This is a genomic window from Aphanothece hegewaldii CCALA 016 (assembly GCF_003007785.1).
Classification (GTDB): domain Bacteria; phylum Cyanobacteriota; class Cyanobacteriia; order Cyanobacteriales; family Microcystaceae; genus Chroococcus; species Chroococcus hegewaldii.
The window spans coordinates 1-14,993 of the sequence record NZ_PXOH01000053.1; the positions used below are offsets into that span (position 1 = coordinate 1).

Consider the following 14,993-nt stretch of genomic DNA (forward strand, 5'->3'; position numbering starts at 1 on the left):
ATTAGAGTTACCATTTCTAACTCCTTCTCTCCATCAGTTGTTTTTTCTATTTTACTTCCTTATCTAACAAAAGAGGGTTAATACCATCGATGTGGGGTCTTATAGCACGCCCACCTTTGCTGACATTGACTCGGACGGGGATCTTGATGCCGTTGTTGGAGCACTTGACGGCACGCTCTTATACTATAAGAATACAGGGACAGCCCTAGCTCCCGTCTACACGGAGCAAACAGGGACATCTAACCCCTTTAATGACATATATGTGGGTTTTTTTAGTACGCCCACCTTTGCTGATCTTGACGGTGACGGGGATCTTGATGCCGTACCGTTACCATTAATGGCGTAAACGATGTTGCTACAATTACAGGAACATCATCCAAATCTGTAACAGAAGATGATAGTGATCCTAATTTAACAGCAACCGGAAACCTAACCATTAGTGATCCTGATAGTGGAGAAGACCAATTTAGTACAAATGTAACAGGAGCAGGTAACTTAGGCAGCCTCAGCATCACCAGTGACGGTGCATATACTTACACCGTTGTCAATAGTGCCGTACAATATTTGGGTGCAGGAATTACCAAAACCGAAACCTTTACCGTATCAAGTGTCGATGGAACTACCCAAGATATCACCGTTACCATTAATGGCGTAAACGATGTCCCAACCATTACAGGAACATCATCTGCATCTGTAACAGAAGATGATAGTGATCCTAATTTAACAGCAACGGGTACACTTACGGTTACTGATCCTGATAGTGAAGAAGACCAATTTAGTACAAATGTAACGAGTTCATCAGGTAACTTAGGCAGCCTCAGCATCACCAGCGCAGGAGCATATACTTACACCGTTGTCAATAGTGCAGTACAATATCTTAATACAGGTGAAACGAAAACCGAAACCTTTACCGTATCAAGTGTCGATGGAACTACTCAAGACATCACCATTACCATTAACGGTCTTGATGATAATTTATCACCTGTTGCGCTCGATAATACAGCAACGGCGGTTGTTAACTTTCCAACAAACATTTCAGTATCTACTTTACTAAGCAATGACACTGATGCTGATGGAGATGTCTTAAGCATTACCAGTATCTCTAACATCACTGGTGGTACAGCAACCCTCAACGATAACGGAACACCTCTGGATAAAACCGATGACTTTATTACATACAACCCAACAAGTGTGGGCAATTTTAGCTTAGACTACACCGTAGACGACGGCAATGGTGGAAATGATCTCGGTACAGTTCAGATAACTGTATCAAGAGAACTCTTGGGAACTTCCAGCCGAGATACCCTGAGTGGCAGTAATAGTGATGATATCATCAAAGCCCTAGCCGGTAAAGATCTTGTCTATGGTAATAGCGGAAATGATCGCATCGAGGGCGGTCTTGGAAATGATACCATTTATGGCGGTGACGGTGATGATTTCATTCAAGCTGGTGATGGGGATGACTTACTCTTCGGCAATGGTGGAAATGATACCATTTATGGCGGCAATGGTCAAGATACTTCCTATGGCGGTGATGGCGATGATTTTCTCTTTGGGCAGTTAGGTAATAATATACTGGTAGGCGGTGGTGGAAGTGATACTCTTTATGGCGGTTCACAGGTTAACCAATTTGTCTATCAAGAAATGAGCGATCGCGGTACAGCAATAACGGGCGATAAAATTTATCAGTTTGATCATACCCAAGCTCAACTAATTCTAACGGAATTATTCGACAATATCGGTTATAGTGGCAGTAATCCCGTAGCTGACGGATATTTACGCTTGTTCCAGTCAGGAAATAGTACCTTATTACAGATTGACGCTGATGGTGGGGCTAATAGTTTCGTCAGAATGGCAACTTTGTACAATACTACAGCAACTAATTTCGTCATTGGTACAAATGTAATTATTTAGGCTCCGTAGGGGTTTGGTCTCCAAACCCTCTTATTAACTGATGTGGCACGCCATACCCTACATGATTTCAGGGATCTTGTTTGAGGAGATCAGCGATCGCTTTCACTTCTTGGCGATCATCAAAAGGTGATCTTTCTCTAACATCGGTAATTAACCAATCTAGAGCCGCTTCTTGTAAATTAATCGTATGTCCTTCTTTATCCACACAATAGCGACCAAAGACTAATTTATCAACTAAGCGAACTCCAGGACCTAAACGGGAATACTCAAAAATAATACTATTATCAACAATTGTCCCGCTACAGATGCGACAGTTAGGGCCAATCATACTAGGGCCAATAATTTTCGCGCCATCTTCAATTTTTGTCATTGCACCAATATAAACAGGGCCTTGAATCTCGACTTGATCCCAATTAACAGCTACATTTAATCCTGTATGAATGCCTGGTTTAACTTCAATTCCTGGAATTTGTACATTTTTCACTTCCCGTTGCAAAACCCCGCGAATAGCGTGCCAGTAGTCGGGAACTTTGCCAATATCAACCCATTCAAATTCCATATTTAAAGCATAAAAAGGCGCACCTTTAGCAACAAGTTTCGGAAAGAGATCGCTTCCGATATCATATTTTTCTTTGGGTGGAATAAAATTAAAGACTTCTGGTTCAAAGATATAAATACCTGTGTTAATACAAGTGCTAAGAGCTTCGTCTACAGATGGTTTTTCTTGAAAACTTAAGATTTTACCTTCATCGTCACTGACGACGACACCATAACTTGAAACGTCTTCTTTAGGAACACTTTTTGTAATAATTGTAGCGATCGAGCCTTTTGCTCTATGCCATTGTACGGCTGCGGTTAAATCCAAATCAATTAGGGCATCACCACACAAAACTACGAAAGTATCATCAAAAAAAGGATTAAAATCTTGTATATTCCGTAATCCTCCGGCTGATCCGAGGGCATCTCCAATTAATACACCATCTTCGATCCGTCCTTCAAAAGAATAGCCAATCTGTACCCCAAAACGTTGACCATCTCGAAAATAATTTTCGATTTCTGCGGCTAGATGACTCACATTCACCATGATCTGATCAAAGCCGTGCTGACGCAAGAGTTCTAATAAAAACTCCATTACTGGCTTTTGCAAGATTGGGATTAACGGTTTAGGAATTGTATGAGTGATGGGACGTACTCGCGTTCCTTTGCCGGCTGCCAGAATCATGGCTTTCATGAATACCTACTTCCTATAAGCTAGTGCCAGAGATTTATACATAGTAATGCCTAGTTTACCATTACGGCTAGAATAAATTTATCTAAGTCGGTCTGAATTCCAATTATTGTTACCTATTGTCTGTCCGAAGTGTCGATCGCCTATAGATTCGGTGAACTGAAAATTAAAATTAATTCTTTTTATAGATAACCTGCGTTTGGTTTAACTTGTCCGCCGTGAGAAGTCCCGCGCCATAATCTCCGATTTGGCGACGGGATGAATCACGGGTAAAAACTATGTTTCTGATGGTGAGTTTTGTGATTCGACATACTGTTTTAGCTTCTCTACTGTCACTCCACCACAACTAGCAATAAAATAAGAGCTTGTCCACAAAACCGAGTCTTTCCAGTAAAAAGTTTTGAGATATTCTGCATGATTTTTGTTAATAAGTCTACTTGTGACAGTTTTTAGGTTATTGACAAACTTAGAAAGCTGCATTTGAGGATAATAACCAAACAAGATGTGTAGATGGTCGGCTTCTCCGTTGATTTCAATAATCTCTACGCCCCACTTTTCCCCTAAATTTTTAGCAATAGTTACTAAATCTTCTAACACTGCTTGATTGATGACCTTCCTTCGATATTTAGTCACTAACACTAAATGTGCTTTGAGGTCTGATACTGACCTAGAAGATGACTTATAACCTTTTTTATCCATTTAGTGCTAACTTGTGCTAGAGTATGTTCATGATTATAACCTATCAATACAAGCTACGCCCAAACAAAGTCCAAGTTGCCAAGATGCAAGCTTGGCTAGAGTTGCTTAGACGACATTACAATTATTGTCTTGGGCAAAGATTTGATTGGTGGGAACATAATCGTTGTGATGTTAATGCTTGTCCTCTAACTTGTAGTGTCACGCCTTTAGCTGACCGTCCTAATTATTACAGTCAGCAAAATCAATTACTAGAGACAAAAGCCCTTTTCCCTGAGTACAAAAATATCCATTCTCAAGTTCTACAAAATTGTGTAAAGCGTGTTGATTTAGCATTTTCTAGATTTGTTAATCCAGATGCTACAGGGAAAAGATTTGGCAAACCTCGATTCAAAGGGAGAGGACGGTATCGTTCTTTTACTTTTACTCAAATAAAGGCTGACTGTATTGACGGTAATAAGATTAAACTTCCCAAAATAGGAGAAGTAAAATTTATCTATCACCGACAAATTCCTACAGGTTTTGCGTGTAAAACAGCTACTATCAGCCTTAAAGCTGACGGGTGGTATATCGCTTTAGTGCTAGAGGATAAGTCGGTTCCTGTTTTTACCCCAGATGAATCCCCAAATGAAGAAAATACAATCGGTATCGATTTGGGATTGATTGATTTTTTAGTAGACGACTCTGGGAATAGTGAGCCGATTCCTCAACATTATAGAAAAGCTGAGAAGAAATTAGCCAAGCTACAGAAGAAGTTATCTTCTAAGAAAAGAGGAAGTAAACGTAGGGCCAACGCCGTACAAAAAGTTGCTAAACATCACAAAAAAGTAGGTGACAAAAGAAAACATTTTCATCATTCAGTAGCTAATAAACTCGTAAGAAAAGCTAAATTCATTGGTTGCGAAAATTTGAATATAAAGGGTTTGGCTAAATCTAGATTAGCTAAATCAGTAAACGACGCAGGATGGGCAAGCTTCATATCAATACTAAAACTCAAAGCTGCAAACGCTGGAGGTTTAGTAATAGAAGTAGATCCAAGAGGAACCAGTCAACATTGTTCTAATTGCAATGCTAAAGTAGCTAAAACTTTAGCTGATAGATGGCATTCCTGCTCTTGTGGATTAGAGTTGTCGCGTGACCATAACAGTGCGATTCTAATCAAGAAAAGAGCAATCGCGGAGGGACATCCCGTGATAGGTTCAAAGCCTAATGCTCAGTCAAGGGAAACTGAGAAGCCCCCTCTATACCGCTTGCGGTATTTAGTGGGGAGTATGTCACGCATCGAGAAGGTTTTTCGGGTTGATGAGTATGATCAGCAAGTGGGGTGACCAAATTAATCATAAAATGCTCTACAATTATAGTCCTTAATAGAGGCATAAATTTAAAATTTTTTAACTTTTAAATGATTCAGGAACAAGAAGATCTACTTTTTGTTGTTTTTCTTCCCCAATACAACTGTAGGGCAAATTTGGCAAGCAGTCTGTTATAAAATTTTTCAATGAGAGGTATATTGTTGAACATAGCTTTATCGTGGTACAAGCTAAAAGTTTTAGGAGATAAGCCCATCCTACGCTTAAATATATCTGGGTACTTAGAACCTGTCAAATTTTTTAATTTTTAGGCTTGACAAATTTATTCTTTTGAAGGTAATATAGGAATTGTCGAAAAAATTGGGATTGTAGTTCAATTGGTTAGAGCACCGCCCTGTCACGGCGGAAGTTGCGGGTTCGAGCCCCGTCAATCCCGTAAGACTTATAACAAACGCCTTGTCAGACAAGGTTTTAGGCAATCTCAAAGAAAAATTTTCTAGTACTGCTCTAGTAATCGGGTTATGTAACACAATTGAAAACGTATTTGTAATACATAACGAGAAGTGGTCACAGCAACAATGATCAATTCTTGTTTTGGGTACTCTGTTAGTAGTACTAACAAAAGATCTTAAATGCGTCCTGGACTAAAAACAGGTCTAAGGCTACCTTCACTGAAAAAGCCTTTTAATCCGTATTCCAAGGAAATTTTTTTAGATGATTGTGTCTTATCCAATCTTCCTAATAACGTTTTAACCGTTGGTCGTTGGAACCATGACCGCGATCGTTTAGCTAGATCGGGTCAAGATGGACAACAAAATGAGTATTTATTACTTTTAGGGACAAGGAAAAATTACCGTCTTCAACTAACCTACTCAATCAAGAAATCTCTTAAACCCTTAAAATTTAGCCTATTTACCACATCGTCACCATTATTTCAATCCTTGACCCTAAAACACTATTGGACGCATCAAAGCGATGGTTTTTTGATGTGGAACAAATCCGATAACAGCTTAATTTATAACTTTGGAGCCAACAATAACAGCATCAACAATCGTTTTACAGCCGAATTATCTATCTTTGTCGATGAATCAAACCCACTTAACTTATTGAACACTCTTTCCATTAATTCGACCTATCCTAGAGCTGCCACCCCCGTCGTCGCCAACTCTCAAAATATGTCGATTAGCAACAACGACAATATATACTTTTCAATTTCTACTCAAGACGCGGGACATCTATTCAACAAAATCTTAGTAGAGGTTGTATAATGCCCAAACAAATTAACCTTTTTCATACAAAAGGATACTTAACAGAAACAACACAATTTACTGCTATTTCAGTTAGACAAATCGTTACAGGTCAACCCGATGACTCACACGTTATTAAAATTTTAGCAACCAATAACGACACAATTCAGCATACTTTTAACCTTCTCATGACAGTCAATGCAGCCAATCGAGATTTATTTTTTGGCTTATTGATTCCAGCTAACACAACCATTTCCCTTTTAGAGAACAGAAACCTAGGATTACTTGACAGCAATGGAAATACTTACTTACCTTTATCCTCAACTACTAATTTAGTAGCGGATTTAAAAACCGCTCCAACATCAGGAAGAAGAATTACTTTTATGTGTATTTCTGAATATTTTTAGGGAATACTAATAAAGAAGTATTGAGAAACTAAAATGACCATTCCTTTAACCGCATTAGGAACAAATTGTACAATCGTCACTAATGGTACATTACCTGTAGCCCCAACAGCGAATAACCCCGCGCTGGTTTTGTATTTCGATGACATTAAAACCGCGATTGGTTGGGGGACACCAAATGCCTCAAACCTTGAACCTTGGATTACCGCTATCCTTCAGCAATTAGCAGCCTATCACCTTAATCAACAGTCGAACAATTCCGAAGACCATATGATTGTAGTAAGTAAAGGTTCTGGATATAACGGTACAACTCGTAAAAATGTGAGAAAAAAATTGTTTAACTACTCCGCTCAAATCTATACAACAGACAACAGTAATAATAGTCCAGATGGCGACGAATTCTAATGCCTATTTGCCCTTCTGATTCACCTAGAAAAATTGATTTTTACGGGTTTGTACCAGTCAAGAAAAACAAGAAAATTAGATGGAAATATTCTTGGGAACTTGACTGGCACGAAATAGAAGGCGATCATTGCACATTAGATGAAGAAGAACAAATGTTGCCTGGTATATACGAAATTAAATGGGTCTCAACAACATATAGCGCAGGATTAAACGTAACCTATCAAAGTTTTAGTAGAGTGGTCATTCAAGGAAAACCTAGACCAGATTTACCTTTTATTAATGTGCCTTATTCATATGGCGGCAATTTTTGGAAATGCGCCCCTAGTGGAATTTGGCATGAGGATATAAACGGAGAACTTAAATCTATTGGTAGCTCTCAAAACTATAGTGATCCGACGAATAATAATGCTTTAGTGAATGCCTGTGTAACTAATAGTTATGGTGATAACACAGATTGGAGATACGGAAACAATCATGTTTTAGGGGCACATTATGAATCCATTAAAAGATTAGACGAAGACAACCCAACGGTTAGATGTTTATTCAAGATTTACGATAAAAACAATGTAGTTTTATACGAACAAGGTGAGGAAGAATGCCCCCAAGTACAAGAAATACCAGAAAGTTGTGATATTGACTCTAATAGTAGAGAGTTTTTAGGAACATACATTACCAGTCTATCCATTTACTATGAAATTGAATCAAGTTTTGATTTTGTGCCTGGAAAAAAATGTTCATTTGTCAAAGCTTACACTTCAATACCAGGATTACCTACTAACGCTCCAGGAGTTATTGTAATATCCCTTTGTTCTCCAGAAGATTGTGATAAATATCCCTTGATTCAATACATATGCTGTGACTGCAAAGAATGTCCGCCGAATACTTGTCGCATTGAATGCGGCGATACGATTTGCTGTTATGATTCATCAGGAAATGTCGTTAAAAGTTTTTCGGTTCAAGATGCAAACTGTTTGTAAACTTTTAAATTTGGGAATAATTAGCGAGTAACCTAAGTATTTATTTTCCAAAAAAATGACAGGGTGTGAAAGTTTCTGCACGGCCGCCAAATGTCAAGAATTAGAGCAACGAATTTCCGAGTTAGAAGCCAAGCTCAATAATCATATTAATCAATCAATTCCAACGGCTCATGATTACAGCCCAAACGTACAATTAGATGTCGTTTTAACAGGTGGTGGAACAACAATTGGGATGTCTACAACCGTCATCATTGATGGGGCTTCAGCCAGTGATACTGATTCATTTTCAATAAAAAATTTAGAAGGAGAAAAAGGCGACAAAGGCGACAAAGGCGACAAAGGTGATCAAGGAGAAAAAGGAGACAAAGGCGACAAAGGTGATCAAGGAGAAAAAGGAGACAAAGGCGACAAAGGTGATCAAGGAGAAAAAGGAGACAAAGGCGACAAAGGTGATCAAGGGGAACAGGGGGAAAAAGGCGACAAAGGTGATCAAGGGGAACAGGGGGAACCTGGTTTAATGGGTGAGAAAGGGGAACAGGGCGATCAAGGTTTACCCGGTCCGGCGGGTGCGCCTGGTAAACAAGGGGAAAAAGGCGAATCTGGGGAAAACGGACTTGCTGGATCTGATGGTGCGCCTGGTCCAACCGGTCCAACCGGTCCAACCGGTCCAAAAGGAGAGAAAGGCGAAGCAGCTACATTTACATCAGATATATTGCAGTTAATCATTGAACTTTTATTAGGTAGCCTTACTTTAAAAAAATTGATTCAAACTCTCATTGATAATCTCTTAGAAGATTTTCTAAATGACTTGTTAAATCAAACGCCATATACCGAAGTAGAACTAGCAATACAAAATTGTGAATTAGTTGCAAAAAGTCTTTTAGTAAAGCCTGGACTATTTGGAAATGATAAAACCGTTAAAAGCGTATCCATTGTTAACTTAGAAGAGTGTTTAGGTGATATGAAAGATTGCTGTGATGACATTAAAAATTTTCTGCAATTTCTTGATAATCAAATGACTAGCTATACCGTACAAATTTTGGATGCTATCAAGAAAATTAAATGTGATAACGATGACATTATCAATAAGATTGATGAAGAATTTAATGTCATTAATAACACAACCAATAACATTCAGAATACCGTTAATAACTTAGATGTTGATTTGGAAGGTATTACATTTAAACTCGGAAATATTGATACCAGTATCACCACCAACTATGTAGCTTTAATCAATCAACTAGCTAACATCATTACGATTACAGATACAGTAATCAATCAACTAAGCAATGTTGATCTCAAAATCAATGAGATTACAACGATTGAACTCCCTGACATTGTTACTAAAATTGGTGATATCAACTTTAATGTTAATACCAGATTTGACCAATTGATTAACATTGATAATCAAATAACAATTGATGTTCAAGCCATTAACACAACGACTAACCTTATCAACACTTGTTGTGATGAAGTGAACAAAAAGTTACCTCTTGGCGGTACTGGTGATAACTGTGATGAGCAATTTGATTTTGATGGTCGTCCTATTTACGATGGAGCTTGTGTTAAAAATCAAAACGAAAATACTAAAACTGAATTTCCTTATATTTATGAGCAAAAAAACGCCATAACTGCAATATCACTGCCTCATGCTTTGAACCTTTTGTCAACTCAAATAGAGAAATTACATACTGACCTTTGTAAGATAAATATCGATAGTGAAGACACAGTACTTTTACCTGACCCCGATGTCATTAGAAGTGCCAAAGGTAAGTATATTGTTTTCACTTGGGTATTAGAAGAAAATCCCAAATTAGCCAGATACAAAGCAGTTACTCAACTTCCAGATCCAATTAACGCTTTATGGGAAAATGTAACGGTAGAGCAAGCTTTCGGTATTTGGAATACTTACTTTAAGACTATTCATAAAATAGAGGGGGAACAGTATTCTATTTATTGGAGTGACGAAAATGGACGCACTCCTTTAACAACTGGCTTTTTTAAAGATAAAGAAGAGGCTGAACGTTATTTCAATTCAATAAAAACACTGACGAAAAAAACGCCTCGTCAAACCAATAACCCGAAATATTCTGATGTAAAAAACCAAACTTATAAGCCATCAAATATGAATAAGAAGATGATTTTACACTCAGTTTCTATTATTGACAAATTAGAAGATTCTGACGAATGTAGCGTCTTGATTAAATACAAAAACCCCGCTCTCATCAAATGAAACACAAACCAGCTTTAGGGAATCCAGGCAAACCCTATAAAAGCAAATCTTACTCGATTTTTGCTCACAGACCGCTTTCAATCGATCCTAGATATAACTTTGGTGTTTTTATCCTGTTGACTAAGTATATGGAACAACGCTCAGTCAGCAGGAGCCAAGTTAATCGTTTTGCTCGTAAAAAATGGATTGCCGTAACTCGCAACAGAAATCGAATCTATGTTTCTGAGGTTTGTACCGATGCAATTAACGAAGATTTAGGAGTTTAATACAGGTGTCCTAGTTTACCCTAAGGGTACACTTTTAGTTCCTGACGATAAAACCCTGATTCTGAGCCAGATTGAATAGAGGTTGAATCAGTGGGGAAACGAACGATGACATTACAGATCATCACGACAAGTGGGGCTAAAGCTGTTGCTGATGGGGTCTTGATTTCTCAGTCCGACTTGGCTCCTTACGGGCTAAAACCAAGCGACATAACAGATGACAGTATTGGGATGTTTCGCTTACTTAGAGCGGTCTTCAAGGCATTGGGTGGGGCTGATTACTCTGGAGTGTTAGGCATTTCTAGAGGCAGCTTAGGGCAAACATCTCCCGCTTTTAGTGTGATCAATGTGTCTTGCTCGTTTACGTTTTCCTTTGTGGTTGAAGCGACTTCAAAAATGGGGTCGCTGATACCCATTCCTACAACTGGAATTAACGCTGGCTTGGGCGGTTTAGATCTGGCCTCAATTTTCCCCAGTATCAGCAAGGTTAACGCTAACAGTAATGTTAGTAGTGCTGGTTTGCTAATCCCAACGATTGATCTACAACCTATGGGCTGCATTCCTCATGCGTCGTTGAATCTGGCAAGCGGTCACGATAATCGTCAATGGTTTGAGGCTTTTCTGTTCTATTTAGCTTCTGTCATCCCAGTACGAGATAAACAAACAGCAAGCGCGTTAGTTCTCAAAAATACTGGATCTTCTGCTGGTGAAAACTTACCAGCTAATGCAATAGCGCAGGTTAACCCCACGACGGGATTAGATTCAACTAAAAACTATTTTTCTTTTAACCGCAATCTATCCTTTACCTTTCAAAGCGTGATTGCTCCTGACGACACCGTAGATGTACGCGTTGTCACCACTTAATTTACACACAATGAGAAAGAGACAAGTTTATGGCTTTAGTTAACGCCTCTTTACAGGTTTCAGTTTACACCGATGATTTCGGAAATACTTACGAAAACGTTCCGATCAAGTTTGGTGATACGGTAGACGCAAAAGTTATAACTACTATGGGTTATACCGCTCGTGCTGGTGGGGTTATTTGTAGCGGTAATTTACCTTTTGCAATGCGTCATCTTGTAGCTGTTTTTGCTGATGGCTCGACAAATATGTTGCCCGTAGCAAAACGTAGCGATATTCCAGATCTAGTCGGTAGGTTGATTGGTTTAAAAGCAGTTAACAATTCTCCAAAGGCTGCCGTTTGCGTTTCCCTTGTTGGAGAAAAATGGAATCTTTTAACCGCTAAAGTCTATGGAAACGCAGAGTTTAAAACAACCGCTTATGATAACATCCCCTCGTCTGGTAAAAAAACTTCCTATCGTTTTACTTACAATTCAGACGTACTAAGTGGAAATGTTCAACTAAGTACAGCCATTGAAATTGCTCCATCTGATTTACACGATTGCCAAAAAGCGGGACTTGGAACCGTCGAGACAGGCGCGGGGATTTGTTCTGGTGCTAGTCTAGGTCTCAAAGGACGACATTACGTTATTCAAGCTTTAGCCAAAAAAAGTGGCGAGACAGAGGCCAAACGGCGTGTTACCCGACAGGCTATCGTCGCCGCCCAATCCGCAGTCAACATCAAAGCGGTAATCGCAAGTATTGACGGATGCGCTTTCTGCTTAGGCTACATGGGTGAATCGGTAGTAAACGTTCACAACCTTGTTGCCAAGGTAGACGAAGAATAATAATGGCTCTCTACAAGGGTGTTTATGTTAGTGACTGCGGTAAATCGTTTCCCAATACGATTCTTACCACCTATACCTACAACATCAGCACCCGAACCAAAAGCGATACAGCCTACGAATTCGATAACGAATACTTACCAAATGTTTTCAAACAAAACACCGAACTTGGTGGCGTAGGTTGTCGCTTAGATGTTCTTAAACTTCGGTTTGCTCAACTTTGGTTGAACGACAACGAATACCTAGCCGTAGAATTGCCTTTTAAGCCGTCGTCACTTGATTTTAATAGTTTTTTCATCGAATTAGCGTTTTATGGCAAACAGACGACTCTAGGGTTATCTGGTGAAACAATGAACTTTGGCTATCTCTCACTATTTCTAAATCAATGAGCAGCATCAAACCAAAGGCTAGTTATCTTAAATACAAAGATACTGCTTTGTTGTATGACCGCGATCTTTTAGGGACACAACAACTCATCCGCATCCGCTTAATTGAAGCCCATGAAATACCAACGCCCGTCACTTCTGCCTATATGGATCGATTTACTTCAGATAATCCTTTTTCTGTTCCTGCTCGAAATTTCAATCCTCGCCGCGTTTTGGCCTGTTTTCAACTTGATGGAAAAGCAGTGGAGCGAACCGTATACATCCCTTACAAAGCCACTGACTCTAACCATAATTACCACATCAAACAAGTCATTAATTACGGAAATAACCTCCAAACGGTTAACTACTTTGGGGAATCTCAAGAAAAGGGATTAGAAACTTATGCGTAGAAAGCCGCTTGATCCAGCAAAGGTAACTATAACTATCATTCTGTTTGCTTTAATTGGGGCTGTTTTATGTGTGATGACTGGGAAAGGAGATTCTCAAAATTTTCTAATTCTAGCCAGTGCCGCATCAGGCGGATATTATGGCTACCTTCAAGGCGGACAACAAAAGGAGATCAAAGGCGATGGAAACGAGCGTCATTTTTGATGGAACCCTTCAGCCCAACCAAGTTTCAGACAGCCAATCTTTCACTAACGGTCAATTTTTATTGTTCGACGTGCCAGGACTGCAACAAGGGGAAGGAGTTCAAATTGGAATGTCAATTATCCTCAAAATCCCCATCATCGGAAAAATAGCGGAAAAGATTCTACCGATGACGTTGATTGAGCGAGATTTAAGTTTAAATCTTGACACTAATTTACTTTTTCCCATCCCCAGAGAAATTACAGAATCTGGCCATGAAGTTTACTGCTCGTTTGCCAGTACTGAGACGGTTCAACTCAGGGCTTATGTGATTACCAGTAATGTTACTCAAGAAAGTTTGCTCTCAACTTTGGATAACAAGATTCAAGAGTTAAAAGACTTGATCACTAACAGCCAATTTGAAGACCTTACAGACATTTTATTAAAATCGCTTCTGTTTTAATTATGAAAGTTGTAACGATTCCATCTGGATATAGTCAAGATATCCGAACAATACACGATGTTGATTTAATTAAAGATTTACAACATCATTTGGTTAGAACGGGTTATTTAAAGGAAGAAAAAGAGATTGACGGTATTGTAGGAGCTAAAACCATCAATGCTTTTAACAATTTCAAGAAGGATAGCTATCTAGAACATCCGTTTATTTTGGGTCACTCAACAGCTTTTAAATTAGTAACCACAAAAGAGCGGGCAGATAAAACTAACTCATTAATGTATGAACTTACCCCTAGACGCGAGGCGATCCTTGATTTGATTCGCTATACGGAGGGGACGGATCGGACGATCGATGGCAAGGATTCTGGCTTTAACATTCTGTTTACTGGTCGGACGTTTACCGATTACAGCAAACATCCAGACGTTGTGATCAGATCGGGTGGTATCGCATCCACGGCGGCGGGAGCTTATCAGTTTCTTGACTTTACTTGGGAGGCCGTACGAGCAGCACTGAAACTTCCTGATTTTTCCCCACGTTCTCAAACTCAAGCCGCACTATGGTTGATCGATAAAAAGCGTAAGGCTTTACAGGATGTAGATCGTGGTGATCTTTATACTTTCTGCCAGAAATGTTCATGGGAATGGGCTTCTATCCCAGATCCAATTACAAATCGGGGACGTTATCCACAGCCTGTTATTCCCTATAAAAAGTGTGGTGAAATTTATCGGCAATTTTATGCCATAGCACAAAAGCAATACGGAGGCGTATGACTAACTTACAAAACTGGTTAGCGGCTCTTAGCATCCTTAGTATTTTAGCGGCGGCAATTTATCAGTTGGTTCGCATTGTGATTCAAACTTACGCGGTGTTAGAGCAGATTAAACAAAATTGTTACGCCTCTGATTTGGAACTGGATGAAAAAATTGATCGCTTAAATGATGATTTGTCCGAACTCAAGCAAGAGGTTAGAGGAATTCGCGCCGTAATTAGAAGATTTTTACCCGATCCATTCAGGAGATTGTCGGATGAAGCCAATCGTCAAGAAGACAGCGATCGTCAATAAGTTTACCTTGCACTGGCCAGATGTTCCTAATAGTCAATTGATTATTGATTTCAATCCTTTAATCGTTTTCTTTGGCTTGACTGGGCATTTTGTTCTACTGCACTATCAAGCCCGTCCAGTTGGATTACGACGCTTTGGCGCGATGTATCAAGGAA

General features: G+C 39.2%; 20 protein-coding genes and 1 tRNA gene. 19 read left to right on the forward strand and 2 right to left on the reverse strand.

Annotated elements, in window-relative coordinates:
- Positions 1-91: 91 nt before the first annotated feature.
- A complete protein-coding gene (locus C7H19_RS23610) occupies positions 92-346 on the forward strand; it encodes an FG-GAP-like repeat-containing protein (protein WP_219907734.1) in 255 nt (84 codons plus the stop codon).
- Between the two features lie 14 nt (positions 347-360).
- Positions 361-1,914: a VCBS domain-containing protein gene (locus tag C7H19_RS23615; protein ID WP_245927752.1), complete on the forward strand. Its 1,554-nt coding sequence runs from the start codon at positions 361-363 to the stop codon at positions 1,912-1,914.
- A 67-nt stretch (positions 1,915-1,981) separates the two neighbouring features.
- Here the strand turns inward: C7H19_RS23615 and C7H19_RS23620 are convergent, their stop codons facing one another.
- Positions 1,982-3,145, reverse strand: coding sequence for a nucleotidyltransferase family protein (locus tag C7H19_RS23620; RefSeq protein ID WP_106459367.1), 1,164 nt, complete (start codon positions 3,143-3,145; stop codon positions 1,982-1,984).
- A gap of 273 nt (positions 3,146-3,418) precedes the next feature.
- Positions 3,419-3,841, reverse strand: a complete 423-nt coding sequence (tnpA, locus tag C7H19_RS23625; RefSeq protein ID WP_106459368.1) for an IS200/IS605 family transposase — start codon at positions 3,839-3,841, stop codon at positions 3,419-3,421.
- Between the two features lie 29 nt (positions 3,842-3,870).
- On the opposite strand from tnpA, the gene C7H19_RS23630 reads away from it, so the two are divergent.
- The 17 genes from C7H19_RS23630 to C7H19_RS25420 all read left to right on the forward strand — a co-directional run.
- On the forward strand, positions 3,871-5,166 hold the full coding sequence (locus tag C7H19_RS23630) for an RNA-guided endonuclease InsQ/TnpB family protein (protein ID WP_245927750.1): 1,296 nt from the start codon (positions 3,871-3,873) through the stop codon (positions 5,164-5,166).
- 344 nt (positions 5,167-5,510) lie between these two features.
- Positions 5,511-5,584: transfer RNA gene (locus tag C7H19_RS23635), tRNA-Asp, on the forward strand.
- A 196-nt stretch (positions 5,585-5,780) separates the two neighbouring features.
- On the forward strand, positions 5,781-6,416 hold the full coding sequence (locus tag C7H19_RS23640) for a hypothetical protein (protein ID WP_106459369.1): 636 nt from the start codon (positions 5,781-5,783) through the stop codon (positions 6,414-6,416).
- Positions 6,416-6,802: a hypothetical protein gene (locus tag C7H19_RS23645; RefSeq protein WP_106459370.1), complete on the forward strand. Its 387-nt coding sequence runs from the start codon at positions 6,416-6,418 to the stop codon at positions 6,800-6,802. Before C7H19_RS23640 ends, C7H19_RS23645 begins: the two co-directional genes overlap by 1 nt.
- 33 nt (positions 6,803-6,835) lie before the next feature.
- Positions 6,836-7,204, forward strand: a complete 369-nt coding sequence (locus C7H19_RS23650) for a hypothetical protein (RefSeq protein WP_106459371.1) — start codon at positions 6,836-6,838, stop codon at positions 7,202-7,204.
- Positions 7,204-8,181 (forward strand): hypothetical protein, encoded by a 978-nt coding sequence (locus C7H19_RS23655; protein WP_106459372.1) that lies wholly within the window; start codon positions 7,204-7,206, stop codon positions 8,179-8,181. The genes C7H19_RS23650 and C7H19_RS23655 overlap by 1 nt, the downstream gene beginning before the upstream one ends.
- A gap of 232 nt (positions 8,182-8,413) precedes the next feature.
- Positions 8,414-10,414 (forward strand): collagen-like protein, encoded by a 2,001-nt coding sequence (locus tag C7H19_RS23660; RefSeq protein ID WP_219907735.1) that lies wholly within the window; start codon positions 8,414-8,416, stop codon positions 10,412-10,414.
- Entirely contained in the window at positions 10,411-10,680 is a 270-nt protein-coding gene (locus C7H19_RS23665; RefSeq protein WP_106459374.1) for a hypothetical protein, read from the forward strand. Before C7H19_RS23660 ends, C7H19_RS23665 begins: the two co-directional genes overlap by 4 nt.
- Positions 10,681-10,785: 105 nt before the next feature.
- Complete coding sequence (locus C7H19_RS23670; RefSeq protein ID WP_106459375.1) at positions 10,786-11,541, forward strand: hypothetical protein; 756 nt, start codon at positions 10,786-10,788, stop codon at positions 11,539-11,541.
- Positions 11,542-11,570: 29 nt separating this feature from the next.
- Positions 11,571-12,365, forward strand: coding sequence for a hypothetical protein (locus tag C7H19_RS23675; protein ID WP_106459376.1), 795 nt, complete (start codon positions 11,571-11,573; stop codon positions 12,363-12,365).
- Positions 12,366-12,367: 2 nt separating this feature from the next.
- Positions 12,368-12,751: a hypothetical protein gene (locus C7H19_RS23680; protein WP_106459377.1), complete on the forward strand. Its 384-nt coding sequence runs from the start codon at positions 12,368-12,370 to the stop codon at positions 12,749-12,751.
- Complete coding sequence (locus C7H19_RS23685; protein ID WP_106459378.1) at positions 12,748-13,137, forward strand: hypothetical protein; 390 nt, start codon at positions 12,748-12,750, stop codon at positions 13,135-13,137. The genes C7H19_RS23680 and C7H19_RS23685 overlap by 4 nt, the downstream gene beginning before the upstream one ends.
- The gene (locus C7H19_RS23690) at positions 13,130-13,339 is read left to right on the forward strand and encodes a hypothetical protein (RefSeq protein WP_106459379.1); all 210 of its coding nucleotides are present in this window, start codon (positions 13,130-13,132) and stop codon (positions 13,337-13,339) included. The genes C7H19_RS23685 and C7H19_RS23690 overlap by 8 nt, the downstream gene beginning before the upstream one ends.
- Positions 13,317-13,778, forward strand: a complete 462-nt coding sequence (locus C7H19_RS23695; protein WP_106459380.1) for a hypothetical protein — start codon at positions 13,317-13,319, stop codon at positions 13,776-13,778. Before C7H19_RS23690 ends, C7H19_RS23695 begins: the two co-directional genes overlap by 23 nt.
- 2 nt (positions 13,779-13,780) lie before the next feature.
- On the forward strand, positions 13,781-14,545 hold the full coding sequence (locus tag C7H19_RS23700) for a glycoside hydrolase family 24 protein (protein WP_106459381.1): 765 nt from the start codon (positions 13,781-13,783) through the stop codon (positions 14,543-14,545).
- Positions 14,542-14,838 carry a hypothetical protein gene (locus tag C7H19_RS23705; RefSeq protein ID WP_106459382.1) on the forward strand — a complete coding sequence of 99 codons (297 nt, stop codon included), beginning with the start codon at positions 14,542-14,544 and terminating at the stop codon, positions 14,836-14,838. The genes C7H19_RS23700 and C7H19_RS23705 overlap by 4 nt, the downstream gene beginning before the upstream one ends.
- Positions 14,801-14,993, forward strand: a 193-nt coding sequence (locus C7H19_RS25420) for a hypothetical protein (RefSeq protein ID WP_146136581.1), incomplete at its 3' end; no start/stop codon positions are given. The genes C7H19_RS23705 and C7H19_RS25420, both read left to right, overlap by 38 nt.

Excerpts from the sequence above, each read along its gene's own strand:
- C7H19_RS23620 (WP_106459367.1), bottom strand. The coding sequence starts at position 3,145 with ATGAAAGCCATGATTCTGGCAGCCGGCAAAGGAACGCGAGTACGTCCC.
- tnpA (WP_106459368.1), bottom strand. The coding sequence starts at position 3,841 with ATGGATAAAAAAGGTTATAAGTCATCTTCTAGGTCAGTATCAGACCTC.
- C7H19_RS23630 (WP_245927750.1), top strand. The coding sequence starts at position 3,871 with ATGATTATAACCTATCAATACAAGCTACGCCCAAACAAAGTCCAAGTT.
- C7H19_RS23640 (WP_106459369.1), top strand. The coding sequence starts at position 5,781 with ATGCGTCCTGGACTAAAAACAGGTCTAAGGCTACCTTCACTGAAAAAG.
- C7H19_RS23645 (WP_106459370.1), top strand. The coding sequence starts at position 6,416 with ATGCCCAAACAAATTAACCTTTTTCATACAAAAGGATACTTAACAGAA.
- C7H19_RS23650 (WP_106459371.1), top strand. The coding sequence starts at position 6,836 with ATGACCATTCCTTTAACCGCATTAGGAACAAATTGTACAATCGTCACT.
- C7H19_RS23655 (WP_106459372.1), top strand. The coding sequence starts at position 7,204 with ATGCCTATTTGCCCTTCTGATTCACCTAGAAAAATTGATTTTTACGGG.
- C7H19_RS23660 (WP_219907735.1), top strand. The coding sequence starts at position 8,414 with ATGTCTACAACCGTCATCATTGATGGGGCTTCAGCCAGTGATACTGAT.
- C7H19_RS23665 (WP_106459374.1), top strand. The coding sequence starts at position 10,411 with ATGAAACACAAACCAGCTTTAGGGAATCCAGGCAAACCCTATAAAAGC.
- C7H19_RS23670 (WP_106459375.1), top strand. The coding sequence starts at position 10,786 with ATGACATTACAGATCATCACGACAAGTGGGGCTAAAGCTGTTGCTGAT.
- C7H19_RS23675 (WP_106459376.1), top strand. The coding sequence starts at position 11,571 with ATGGCTTTAGTTAACGCCTCTTTACAGGTTTCAGTTTACACCGATGAT.
- C7H19_RS23680 (WP_106459377.1), top strand. The coding sequence starts at position 12,368 with ATGGCTCTCTACAAGGGTGTTTATGTTAGTGACTGCGGTAAATCGTTT.
- C7H19_RS23685 (WP_106459378.1), top strand. The coding sequence starts at position 12,748 with ATGAGCAGCATCAAACCAAAGGCTAGTTATCTTAAATACAAAGATACT.
- C7H19_RS23690 (WP_106459379.1), top strand. The coding sequence starts at position 13,130 with ATGCGTAGAAAGCCGCTTGATCCAGCAAAGGTAACTATAACTATCATT.
- C7H19_RS23695 (WP_106459380.1), top strand. The coding sequence starts at position 13,317 with ATGGAAACGAGCGTCATTTTTGATGGAACCCTTCAGCCCAACCAAGTT.
- C7H19_RS23700 (WP_106459381.1), top strand. The coding sequence starts at position 13,781 with ATGAAAGTTGTAACGATTCCATCTGGATATAGTCAAGATATCCGAACA.
- C7H19_RS23705 (WP_106459382.1), top strand. The coding sequence starts at position 14,542 with ATGACTAACTTACAAAACTGGTTAGCGGCTCTTAGCATCCTTAGTATT.